Source organism: Pseudomonas pichavaramensis, from assembly GCF_050473265.1.
In the GTDB taxonomy this organism is placed as follows: Bacteria; Pseudomonadota; Gammaproteobacteria; order Pseudomonadales; family Pseudomonadaceae; genus Aquipseudomonas.
Map to the genome: position 1 here is coordinate 156156 of NZ_JBJKFJ010000013.1, position 11545 is coordinate 167700.

Genomic DNA, 11545 nt, shown 5'->3' on the forward strand with positions numbered 1-11545 from the left:
TCGGAGTCCGTCTTGACCAGCATCCCCAAGTCCGAATATGCCCGTCGGCGCAAGGCGCTGATGGAGCAGATGGAACCCAATAGCATCGCCATCCTGCCAGCTGCGCCGGTGTACATCCGCAACCGCGATGTCGAGCACACCTACCGCCAGGACAGCGACTTTCAGTACCTCACCGGTTTCCCCGAGCCGGAAGCGGTGATGGCGCTGATACCCGGCCGCGAGCATGGCGAGTACGTGCTGTTCTGCCGTGAGCGTGACCCGGAGCGTGAGCTGTGGGACGGTCTGCGCGCCGGTCAGGACGGCGCCATCGCCAATTTTGGCGCCGATGATGCCTTCCCCATCGGCGATATCGACGACATCCTGCCCGGGCTGATCGAGGGGCGTGAACGTGTCTACTACGCCATCGGCTTCAATCAGGAGTTCGATCATCGGCTGATGGAGTGGGTCAACCACATCCGCGCCAAGGCCCGCCAGGGCGCTACGCCGCCGAACGAGTTCGTCGCCCTCGACCACCTGCTGCACGACATGCGCCTGTACAAGTCGGCTGCCGAGGTGAAGGTGATGAAGGACGCCGCCGAGATCAGTGCGCGCGCCCACATCCGCGCCATGCAGGCCAGCCGCGCCGGGCTGTACGAGTATCACCTGGAAGCCGAGCTGGATTACGAGTTCCGCAAGGGCGGCGCGAAGATGCCGGCCTACGGCAGCATCGTCGCTGCGGGCAAGAATGCCTGCATCCTGCATTACCGCGAAAACGACGCGCCGCTCAAGGATGGTGACCTGGTACTGATCGACGCCGGCTGCGAGATCGACTGCTACGCCAGCGACATCACCCGCACCTTCCCGGTCAGCGGCACCTTCTCTGCCGAGCAGAAGGCCATCTACGAGCTGGTGCTGGCGGCCAACGAGGAGGCGTTCAAACATATCGCACCGGGCAAGCACTGGAACGAGGCGCACGAGGCCACCGTCCGTGTGATCACCGCCGGCCTGGTCGAGCTGGGCCTGCTCAGCGGCGATGTCGACGAGCTGATCGCCAGCGAAGCCTACAAACCCTTCTACATGCATCGCGCCGGTCACTGGCTGGGCCTGGATGTGCACGACGTTGGCGACTACAAGGTCGGCGGCGAGTGGCGTGTGCTCGAGCCGGGCATGGCGATGACCGTCGAGCCGGGTATCTACATCGCTCCCGACAACCAGCAGGTCGCGAAGAAATGGCGTGGCATCGGTGTGCGCATCGAAGATGACGTGGTGGTGACCCGCAAGGGCTGCGAGATTCTCACCGGCGGTGTGCCCAAGTCCGTTGCCGAGATCGAGGCACTGATGGCGGCCGCTCGCAGCGAGGCAGCCTGAGCTCATGTCACGCGTGCATGTGGCAATCATTGGTGGTGGCCTGGTCGGTGCCAGCCTGGCCCTGGCGTTGCAGGAAACCGCGCGTCAGCGTGGCTGGCGCATCGCCCTGATCGAGCCTTTCGCCCCGGGCAGTGAATACCAGCCCAGCTATGACGCACGGTCCACTGCGCTGTCCTACGGCAGCCGACTGATCTACGAGCGTCTTGGCTTGTGGCAGAGCATCGCTCAGCGTGCCGAACCGATCCGCCAGATCCATGTTTCGGATCGCGGCCGCTTTGGCGCCACGCGCCTGCAGGCCATAGAGGAAGGCGTGCCGGCGCTCGGTTATGTGGTGGAGAACGCCTGGATCGGTCACTGCCTGTGGCAGGCGCTAGATACCAATGTCATCGAGTGGCGCTGCCCGGCCGAGGTGGTTGCCATGCAGCGTCTGGAGGATGGCTATCGTCTGACCCTCGATGACGAAACCTGTTTCGACTGCGACCTGGCCATTCTTGCCGATGGTGGTCGCTCCGCCCTGCGCGAACAGCTGGGTATTGGCGTCAATGTCAGACCTTATGGGCAGAGTGCCCTGATCGCCAACGTCAGCCCGTTGGAAGCGCATCGCGGGCAGGCTTTCGAACGCTTCACCGATGACGGGCCGATGGCGTTGCTGCCCTTGAGCGATAACCGTTGTGCGTTGGTGTGGACGCGCGCTGCCGCCGATGCCGAGCGCCTGCTGCGGGCCAGTGAGGCGAGTTTTCTCAGTGAGCTGCAACAGGCTTTCGGCTATCGCCTGGGCGCCTTGCGACAGGTCGGTGCGCGGCATATCTATCCCTTGAGCCTGGTCGAGGCGCAGGAGCAGGTACGTCCGCACCTGGTGGTGCTGGGCAATGCCGCGCACAGCCTGCACCCGATTGCCGGGCAGGGCTACAACCTGTCGTTGCGCGATACCCTGGCGCTGGCCGAGGTGTTGATTGCCAGCGAGGTCGCGCTGGGCGATTTCACCACGCTGCAGCGCTACCAGCAGCGTCAGCAACTCGATCAGCAACTGACCGTCGGTTTCTCCGATCAGGTGACGCGCCTGTTCAGCAACGCCCAGCCGCTGCTGAGTGCCGGGCGCAATCTGGGGCTGCTCGGTCTCGACCTGTTGCCACCGGCCAAGCGCTGGTTCGCGCGCCAGGCCATGGGCATGGGAACCCGCAGCCTGTGAGCGCGATGGGTGATCTGCTGTGCGTCGGCCCTGCTCGGCCTCAAATACAAGCGCATGGCTGTGTAGGGTGCGCCGCGCGCACCGGGCTTTCGAGGATGGTGCGCACCGCGCACCCTACGGATTGAGAAAATGGATATGCGCGCGGATTTGATCATCGTCGGTGCCGGCATGGTGGGCAGCACGCTGGCTTTGGCACTGGAGCAAAGTGGCCTGGACATCCTGATCGTCGACGGCAGCCCGCTCAGCGTGGCGCCGTTCGATGTGCAGGCTGCGTTCGAGCCTCGGGTCAGTGCCCTGTCCATGGCCAGCCAGCGCATTCTCGAGCGTCTGGGCGCCTGGGACGGCATCGCCGCGCGTCGCGCTTGCCCTTATGGTGAGATGCGTGTGTGGGATGGCTCCGGTACGGGCAGCATTCACTTCGCTGCCGCCAGTGTGCATGCCGAAACCCTGGGGCATATCGTCGAGAATCGTGTGGTGCAGGATGCCCTGCTCGAGCGCTTGCATGACAGCCAGATTGGCCTGTTACCGGGCGCCCGCCTCGAACAGCTGCGCCACAGTGGTGACGACTGGTTGCTGACCCTCACCGATGGTCGCCAGTTGCGTGCGCCGCTGATCGTCGCGGCCGATGGCGCCAACTCTGCCGTGCGTCGTCTGGCCGGCTGTGCCACCCGTGAATGGGATTACCTGCATCACGCCATCGTCACCAGCGTGCGCTGCGAGCGTCCACATCAGGCCACCGCCTGGCAGCGCTTCACCGACGACGGTCCGTTGGCTTTCCTGCCGCTTGCCGGCCCGGCTGGCGAACACTGGTGCTCGATCGTCTGGTCCACCGTACCGGACGAGGCTGAGCGCCTGATGGCGCTGGACGACGAAGCCTTCTGCGCTGAGCTGAGCAAGGCCTTCGAGGCGCGCCTGGGCAAGGTGCTGCACACGGATCGCCGCCTGTGCATCCCGCTGCGCCAGCGCCACGCCAAACGCTACGTGGAGCCGGGGCTGGCACTGATCGGCGATGCCGCGCACACCATACACCCGCTGGCAGGGCAGGGCGTCAACCTGGGCTTTCTCGATGCCGCGGTGCTCGCCGAGGTACTGCTGCATGCCGCCGCGCGTGGCGAGAACCTCAGCGAGACGCGTGTGTTGAGCCGTTTCGAGCGTCGGCGCATGCCGCATAACCTGGCGATGATGGCGGCGATGGAGGGCTTCCAGCGCCTGTTCCAGGCCGACCCATTGCCGTTGCGCCTGTTGCGCAACATCGGGTTGGATCTGGTCGACCATCAGGCCGAGGCCAAGGCGCTGTTCGTGCGCCAGGCGCTGGGGCTTTCCGGCGATCTGCCGGAGCTGGCTCGGCCCTGAATCAGCCGAATCGCAAGGGTGAAAATGCTTTGTAACAACTGGCCTTTCCGATGCGGAAGGTTTCGTTGAGAAGGTAAATAACATTCACTAGTATTCAGCCACTTTTGCTCACCCCATAAGAGGCTGGTCCCATGAAGGCTCGCAACGCGCTTCTCGCCGCATTCACCCTCAGCACCCTGACTACTGCCGTTCAGGCCGCCGACGAAGTCGTGGTCTACTCGTCGCGTATCGATGAACTGATCAAACCGGTGTTCGACGCCTACACCGCCAAGACCGGTGTCAACGTCAAGTTCATTACCGACAAGGAAGCGCCGCTGATGCAGCGGATCAAGGCCGAGGGCGAGAATGGCGTGGCCGACATGCTGATCACCGTCGATGCCGGCAACCTCTGGCAGGCCGAGCAGATGGGGATCCTGCAGCCGACCAAGTCCGCTGTAATCGACGCCAACATTCCTCCTCAGTACCGCTCCAGCACCGACAGCTGGACCGGGCTGTCGCTGCGCGCGCGGACCATCTTCTACTCCACCGACCGGGTCAAGCCGGAGGAGCTGTCCACCTACGAGGCGCTGGCCGGCCCGGAGTGGGAAGGTCGTCTGTGCCTGCGTACCAGCAAGAAGGTCTACAACCAGTCGCTGACCGCCACCCTGATCGAAACCCATGGCGCCGAGAAGACCGAGGAAATCGTCAAGGGTTGGGTCAACAACCTGGCAACCGACGTATTCCCGGATGACACCGCATTGCTGCAAGCCATCGATGCCGGCCAGTGCGACGTGGGTGTCACCAACACCTACTACTATGGCCGCCTGCACAAGGAGCAGCCGGACCTGAAGGTCAAGCCATTCTGGCCGAACCAGAATGACCGTGGCGTGCACGTCAACCTCGCCGGTGCCGGCGTAACCAAGCATGCGCCGCATGCCGAGCAGGCCAGAAAGCTGCTGGAGTGGATGACCACGCCGGAAGCGCAGAGCATCTTCGCCGGCGTCAACCAGGAGTACCCGGCCAACCCGGCGGTGAAACCGTCCGAGGAAGTCGCCTCCTGGGGTACCTTCAAGGCCGACACCATTGCCACCGAAGTGGCCGGCAAGCGCCAGGCTGAAGCGACCATGCTGATGGATCGTGCCGGCTGGCAATAAGCAATGAACGCGCTGCCCGGATGCAATCCGGGCAGCGCTGTCAGGCCTAGCCGGATTCATCCGGGCTACAAGCTGAAGCCTGAAGCTATAATGCGACGCCCCGCCTAGACGGGGCGTCGTCTTTTTCGTTAGCGAGGAATCCGCGTGCCGCATCCCGTCCAGCGTCGCTGGTACCCCATCGTCCTAGCTGTCGCCGTGTTGGTGCTGATGCCGCTGTCGGTACTGCTGCTGAGCTGGCACGACGTGGATCAGCAGATCTGGACGCACCTGTGGCAGACGCAGATGGCGCGGCTGATCGGCAATACCCTGACTCTGGTGATCGGCGTTGGTGTCGGTGTCACGCTGCTGGGCGTCAGCCTGGCCTGGCTCACCAGCCTCTGCGAGTTCCCTGGCCGGCGCTGGCTGGATTGGGCGTTGATGCTGCCCTTCGCCATTCCTGCCTATGTGCTGGCCTTCGTCTTCGTCGGTTTGCTGGATTTCGCCGGCCCGGTGCAGACGCTGCTGCGTGAATGGTTCGGCAGCGGCCTGCGCCTGCCGCGCGTGCGTTCCACCGGCGGGGTGATCATCGTTCTAGTGCTGGTGTTCTATCCCTACGTCTACCTGCTCGCGCGCGGCGCTTTTCTGGCCCAGGGCAAGGGCCTGATGGAAGCGGCGCGGGTACTTGGGCAGAGCCCCTGGCAGGCTTTCTGGCGGGTGGCTTTGCCAATGGCGCGCCCGGCTATCGGTGCCGGCCTGGCCCTGGCGATCATGGAAACACTGGCCGACTTCGGCGCTGTATCCGTGTTCAATTTCGATACCTTCACCACGGCGATCTACAAGACCTGGTACAGCTTCTACAGCCTGACCAGTGCGACCCAGCTCGCCAGTCTGTTGCTTCTGGCGGTCGCTCTGGTGCTTTACGGTGAGCGCCGTGCGCGCGGCGCAGCGCGGCCGGCCAACGAGCGGCCCAGAGGCCAGGCGCTGTATCAGTTGCGCGGCTGGAAAGCGTTCGCCGCCAGTGCCTGGTGCACTCTGGTATTTGCCTGTGCCTTCGTCATTCCGCTGCTGCAGCTCTTGGTGTGGTTCTGGCAGCGTGGCCGCTTCGATCTTGATGAGCGCTACGCCGGTCTGATCCTGCACACCCTTTATCTGGGCGGTCTGGCGGCGTTGATCACGGTCAGCGTGGCCATGTTGCTGGCCTTCGCCCGGCGTCAGGCCCCCAACCGGGGTGTACGCTTCGGCGTGGCGTTGGGCAACCTGGGCTACGCCTTGCCGGGGTCGGTGCTGGCGGTGGCGATCATGCTGGCGTTCAGCTACCTCGACCGTGAACTGGTGATCCCGCTGTCCACTGCGCTGGGTGGCGCCGGCAAGCCGCTGTTGCTGGGCAGTCTGCTGGCCTTGTTGGTGGCCTATCTGATTCGTTTCATGGCGGTGGCGTTCGGGCCGCTGGAAACCAGCCTGGCGCGTATTCGTCCGTCCTTGCCGGAGGCATCGCGCAGTCTGGGTGTGGGTGGCGTGGGACTGTTCTTCAAGGTCTATCTGCCGCTGCTGCTGCCGGGCACGTTGTCGGCGGCGTTGCTGGTGTTCGTCGATGTGCTCAAGGAGATGCCGGCGACCCTGCTGATGCGCCCGTTCGGCTGGGACACCCTGTCGGTGCGCGTATTCGAAATGACCAGCGAAGGGGAGTGGGCGCGCGCTGCGCTGCCGGCCCTGACCCTGGTGCTGGTTGGTCTGTTGCCGGTGATTCTGCTGATTCGCCGTTCGGCCCGCAGTTATGCCTGAGTTCGTCGGGGCTACGATTCTGCGCGACCTTTGGTCAGATGACCCTTGCCGGCCTTGCGGCTACAATGCGCGCCATTCGCCAGCCAGGTCCGCCTGGCCGGCCTCGCCAATCCCGGAAGGAGACACCCATGGGACAGCGTACCCCTCTCTATGACCTGCACTTGGCGCTGGGGGCCAAGATGGTGGATTTCGGTGGCTGGGACATGCCGCTGCACTACGGCTCGCAGGTGGAGGAGCATCATCAGGTGCGTCGCGATTGCGGCGTGTTCGACGTTTCCCACATGTGCGTGGTGGATGTCAGCGGTGGCCAGGCACAGGCCTACCTGCAGCACCTGCTGGCCAATGACGTGGCGCGCCTGGAAACTGCCGGCAAAGCCCTGTACAGCGCCATGCTCAACGAGCGCGGCGGAGTGATCGACGACCTGATCGTCTACCTCACCGCCGATGGTTACCGACTGGTGGTCAATGCCGGAACCCGCGACAAGGACCTGGCCTGGATGCACGCTCAGGCGAGCGACTTTGCCGTAGAACTGCGCGAGCGACGTGATCTGGCCATGCTGGCGATTCAGGGGCCCAAGGCGCGTGGCCGTGTGGCCGAGCTGGTGACTCAGGCGCGGGCCGCGCTGATCCATGAACTCAAACCTTTCCAGGGCTTGCCCGAGGGCGACTGGTTTATCGCCCGTACCGGTTATACCGGTGAGGATGGTCTGGAGATCGTGTTGCCGCTCACCGAGGTGGTGTCCTTCCTCAACGAACTGGTTGGCGCCGGTATTTCACCCATCGGCCTTGGCGCTCGCGACACCCTGCGTCTGGAAGCGGGGATGAATCTCTACGGTCAGGACATGGACGAGAACGTGTCGCCGCTGGCGGCGAACATGGCCTGGACCATTGCCTGGGAGCCCGCCGGGCGCGACTTCATTGGCCGCTCGGCACTCGAAGCGCAGCGTGCCGCCGGTTGCCCGAGCAAGCTGGTCGGCCTGGTGCTGGAAGAGCGCGGTGTACTGCGTGCCCACCAGGTGGTGCGTGTCGAGGAGATCGGCGAGGGCGAGATCACCAGTGGCAGCTTCTCGCCTACGCTGAACAAGTCCATCGCGCTGGCGCGGGTGCCGGCGGCTACCGGGGATCGTGCCGAGGTGGAGATCCGCGGCAAATGGTATCCGGTGCGGGTGGTCAGGCCTAATTTCGTGCGCAACGGCAAAACCCTTATCTGAATCATCAGGTCGCGGTGCTGGCTTTCCCCCTCGCCGCGGCCTGCTAAATTGTCCTGACGGCCCACTTGCCGTCACCGTTTACGAGGAATCGAACATGAGCAATATCCCCGCCGATCTGCGTTATGCCGCCAGCCACGAGTGGGCGCGCCTGGAGGCCGACGGCAGCGTGACCGTGGGCATTTCCGACCATGCCCAGGAGGCCCTGGGCGATGTGGTGTTCATCGAGCTGCCGGAAGTGGGCAAGCAACTGAACGCAGGCCAGGAGGCCGGTGTAGTGGAGTCGGTCAAGGCCGCCTCCGACATCTACGCGCCGGTTGGCGGCGAAGTGATCGCCATCAACGATGCCCTGGCCGACAGCCCGGAAAGCGTCAACAGCGACCCCTACGGCAGCTGGTTCTTCAAGCTCAAGCCGAGCGATGTCAGCGAGCTGGACAAACTGCTCGATGCCTCGGCCTATCAGGCTGCTGCAGACGCCGACGCCTGATTCATCAGGTGCGACCCGGAAACCCGCCACGGCGGGTTTCTGCGTTTCTGGGGCGTGATATTTACAGCAGCGCGCATCTCCAAGGTAGCCCGGATGCAATCCGGGGATAGCCGAAATTGTCGAGATAAAGATCGTGGGAGGGGCTTTAGCGGCGAGCGTTTGTCGCGGCTAAAGCCCCTCCCACAAGGACTGTGCGCAGCATCTTTGTGAGCGGATTTATCCGCGCTAGCGGTAGCCCGGATGCAAGCCGGGGATGGCCGAAATTGCGGAGATAACGGTCGTGGGAGGCGCTTCAGCGGCGAGCGCTTGTCACGGCCAAGGCCCTGCGCGGTGCATGGTCACGGCTGACGACCGCTGGTCGCATCGACTAACATTTTCTCAAAATACAATATATAAAAATACATATTGTGTTGAGTGAGTCTGTCGCATGAACGAATCCATCGATATCCAGCGGCTGCGTGACAACGCCGATGCTGCCGGACAGTTGCTCAAGGCGCTGGCCAATCCTGACCGTCTGTTGCTGCTCTGTCAGTTGTCGCAAGGCGAGCGCAATGTCAGTGAGCTGGAAGCGCTGCTTGGCATTCAGCAGCCAACACTGTCGCAGCAGCTCGCCGTGCTGCGTCGCGAAGGCTTGGTGGACACCCGGCGCGACGGTAAGCAGATCTTCTACCGCATCAGCAGCCCGGCGGCGCTGGTGGTGATCGAAACCCTGTATCGCCTGTTTTGCGAGAGCCAGACATGAGCATCGACTGGGTCAGTTTCACGCCCTGGAGCGCCTTGGCTGGTGGCGCATTGATCGGTCTGGCTGCAGCGCTGTTCGCCCTGGCCAACGGCCGTGTCGCCGGTATCAGCGGTTTGCTTGGCAGCCTGTTGCAGCGCAATGGTGAAGGCCGTGATGAAAAGGCTGCCTTTATCCTCGGGCTGCTGCTGGCGCCTGTGCTCTGGGGAGTGTTTGCGGCGCTGCCGCAGGTTCATTTCGATGTTGGCAGCCTGGGTCTGATCGTTGCCGGGCTGCTGGTCGGCATCGGTACCCGTTATGGCTCGGGTTGCACCAGCGGTCATGGCGTGTGCGGCATATCCCGCCTGTCGCCGCGTTCACTGGTGGCCACGCTGTGCTTCATGGCCAGCGGGTTTGCCACCGTGTTCGTTCTGCGTCACCTGCTGGGGGCCTGAAGATGACCCGACTCAGTGCATTCGTCTGTGGCCTGCTGTTTGGTCTTGGGCTGTTGTTGGCCGGTATGGCCGACCCGGCCAAGGTGCTGGCGTTTCTCGATATTGCCGGCAACTGGGATCCCTCCCTGGCGTTGGTGATGGCCGGCGCCATTGGCGTCGCGGCAGTACCGTTGAACCTGGCGCGGCAGCGTGCCCGGGCGCTGCTTGGCGGGGCGATGCAGTTGCCCACTCGGCGCGATCTGGATGCGCGCCTGATCGGCGGCAGCCTGTTGTTCGGTATCGGCTGGGGGATCGCCGGCATCTGCCCGGGGCCGGCTCTGGCCATTCTGTTGACCGGGCACTGGCAAGCCTTGCTGTTCGTCATGGCGATGCTGGCCGGCATGTTTATCTACTCTGCGCTGGAAGGCCGGCGCGGGCGTTGACCTGGAGAACTTCGATGAAAACCAATGTTGGAACGCTTGACCGCAGCCTGCGTATTGCTGCCGGGCTGATGCTCATCGCCTTGAGTCTGGCTGGCGCCATCGGTCTGTGGGGCTGGATCGGTGTGGTGCCACTGGCAACCGGGGTCCTGCGCTTCTGTCCGGTCTATCCGTTGTTGGGCATCAACACCTGCAAAATGAAATGAAACAAATTCGCTGAGGAGCAGGCGCAAGTGGTTTGATCCAGATCAAATCTCAGCAGGTCCGGGCTGGCATGGTCGAGACATAACCAGAACAGCCAATACCTGAGGAGATACCACCATGCGCACACTAAGCCTGATGGCTGGGTTGTGCCTGGGCGCCAGCGCCTGGGCGTCAACTCCCGCCAATGAACCCGTCGAACCTATCGCCCCGGCCGAGATTACCGATGCGGCCAAGGTAGAACTGGGCAAGCAGCTGTTCTTCGATCCGCGCCTGTCGCGCTCGGGGTTCATTTCCTGCAATTCATGCCACAACCTGTCGATGGGCGGCAGCGATAACCTGCCCAGCTCCATTGGCCACCACTGGCAACAGGGGCCGATCAACTCACCCACGGTACTCAACTCCAGTCTCAATCTGGCGCAGTTCTGGGATGGTCGCGCCGCCGACCTCAAGGAACAGGCTGCCGGACCCATCGCCAACCCGAAGGAAATGGCCTTTACCCACATTCTCGCCCTCGATGTGTTGCGCTCCATCCCGCAGTACCGCGAGTCGTTCAAGGCCGTGTACAAGCACGACGAGATCACCCTGGACGAAGTGACCGACGCTATTGCCGAATTCGAGAAGACCCTGGTCACGCCCAATTCACGCTTCGATCTGTGGCTCAAGGGCGATCAGCAGGCCATCAGCCAGACCGAGCTGGAGGGTTACCAGCTGTTCAAGTCCATCGGCTGTGTGGCCTGCCACAACGGTCCGGCGCTGGGCGGTAATTCGTTCCAGAAGATGGGCCTGGTCGAGCCCTATGAAACCAGCAACCCTGCAGAGGGTGTGGCTGGCCTGACCGGCAAGGACGCTGACCGCTTCAAGTTCAAGGTGCCGACCTTGCGCAACGTCGAACTGACCTACCCCTACTTCCACGATGGTGCCTACTGGAAGCTGGAAGAGTCGGTGGACATCATGGCGCGTCTGCAGCTTGGGCGTAAGTTGAACGAAGACGAGATCGGCAAGATCACCGCTTTCCTCAAGACCCTGACCGGCGAGCAGCCAAGCTTCGCCTTGCCAATTCTGCCGCCGTCGAACAACGACACACCGCGTCCGCAGCCGTTCGAGTGAACCGTCGGTAATGCAAACGCCCGGCATGTGTCGTAATGCTGTTCATTTAAGGTTACAGACGTTGGCTCCCCTCTCCCATTTATGGGAGAGGGGTTGGGGGAGAGGGCTGAAAATGCCGCAAACTGCCAGTTTCCCCTCTCCCTAACCCTCTCCCCAATGGGGCG

The 11545-nt window shown here is 63.3% G+C and carries 12 protein-coding genes; all 12 read left to right on the forward strand.

Translation table 11 applies throughout. From position 1 onward, the window contains the following. Positions 1-12: 12 nt before the first annotated feature. The 12 genes from pepP to ACJRW5_RS20280 all read left to right on the forward strand — a co-directional run bounded on the left by pepP (position 13) and on the right by ACJRW5_RS20280 (position 11381). A complete protein-coding gene (gene pepP / locus ACJRW5_RS20225; RefSeq protein WP_484572281.1) occupies positions 13-1347 on the forward strand; it encodes a Xaa-Pro aminopeptidase in 1335 nt (444 codons plus the stop codon). Between the two features lie 4 nt (positions 1348-1351). Continuing rightward, positions 1352-2536 (forward strand): 2-octaprenyl-6-methoxyphenyl hydroxylase, encoded by a 1185-nt coding sequence (gene ubiH / locus ACJRW5_RS20230; protein ID WP_484572282.1) that lies wholly within the window; start codon positions 1352-1354, stop codon positions 2534-2536. Positions 2537-2671: 135 nt separating this feature from the next. After that, entirely contained in the window at positions 2672-3889 is a 1218-nt protein-coding gene (locus ACJRW5_RS20235) for a 2-octaprenyl-3-methyl-6-methoxy-1,4-benzoquinol hydroxylase (RefSeq protein ID WP_484572283.1), read from the forward strand. Positions 3890-4020: 131 nt separating this feature from the next. Further along, a complete protein-coding gene (locus tag ACJRW5_RS20240; RefSeq protein WP_484572284.1) occupies positions 4021-5022 on the forward strand; it encodes an extracellular solute-binding protein in 1002 nt (333 codons plus the stop codon). 144 nt (positions 5023-5166) lie between these two features. Further along, positions 5167-6783: an ABC transporter permease gene (locus tag ACJRW5_RS20245; RefSeq protein ID WP_484572285.1), complete on the forward strand. Its 1617-nt coding sequence runs from the start codon at positions 5167-5169 to the stop codon at positions 6781-6783. A 128-nt stretch (positions 6784-6911) separates the two neighbouring features. Then, the gene (gcvT, locus tag ACJRW5_RS20250) at positions 6912-7994 is read left to right on the forward strand and encodes a glycine cleavage system aminomethyltransferase GcvT (RefSeq protein ID WP_484572286.1); all 1083 of its coding nucleotides are present in this window, start codon (positions 6912-6914) and stop codon (positions 7992-7994) included. Positions 7995-8088: 94 nt separating this feature from the next. Next, complete coding sequence (gene gcvH / locus ACJRW5_RS20255) at positions 8089-8478, forward strand: glycine cleavage system protein GcvH (RefSeq protein ID WP_037056732.1); 390 nt, start codon at positions 8089-8091, stop codon at positions 8476-8478. A 427-nt stretch (positions 8479-8905) separates the two neighbouring features. Next, positions 8906-9220: a metalloregulator ArsR/SmtB family transcription factor gene (locus ACJRW5_RS20260; RefSeq protein WP_484572287.1), complete on the forward strand. Its 315-nt coding sequence runs from the start codon at positions 8906-8908 to the stop codon at positions 9218-9220. Continuing rightward, positions 9217-9651 carry a YeeE/YedE family protein gene (locus tag ACJRW5_RS20265; RefSeq protein WP_484572288.1) on the forward strand — a complete coding sequence of 145 codons (435 nt, stop codon included), beginning with the start codon at positions 9217-9219 and terminating at the stop codon, positions 9649-9651. The genes ACJRW5_RS20260 and ACJRW5_RS20265 overlap by 4 nt, the downstream gene beginning before the upstream one ends. Before the next feature lie 2 nt (positions 9652-9653). Then, positions 9654-10073: a DUF6691 family protein gene (locus tag ACJRW5_RS20270; protein ID WP_484572289.1), complete on the forward strand. Its 420-nt coding sequence runs from the start codon at positions 9654-9656 to the stop codon at positions 10071-10073. 14 nt (positions 10074-10087) lie between these two features. Further along, complete coding sequence (locus ACJRW5_RS20275; protein ID WP_484572290.1) at positions 10088-10276, forward strand: YgaP family membrane protein; 189 nt, start codon at positions 10088-10090, stop codon at positions 10274-10276. A 115-nt stretch (positions 10277-10391) separates the two neighbouring features. Further along, a complete protein-coding gene (locus ACJRW5_RS20280; RefSeq protein WP_484572291.1) occupies positions 10392-11381 on the forward strand; it encodes a cytochrome-c peroxidase in 990 nt (329 codons plus the stop codon). Positions 11382-11545: the final 164 nt, after the last annotated feature.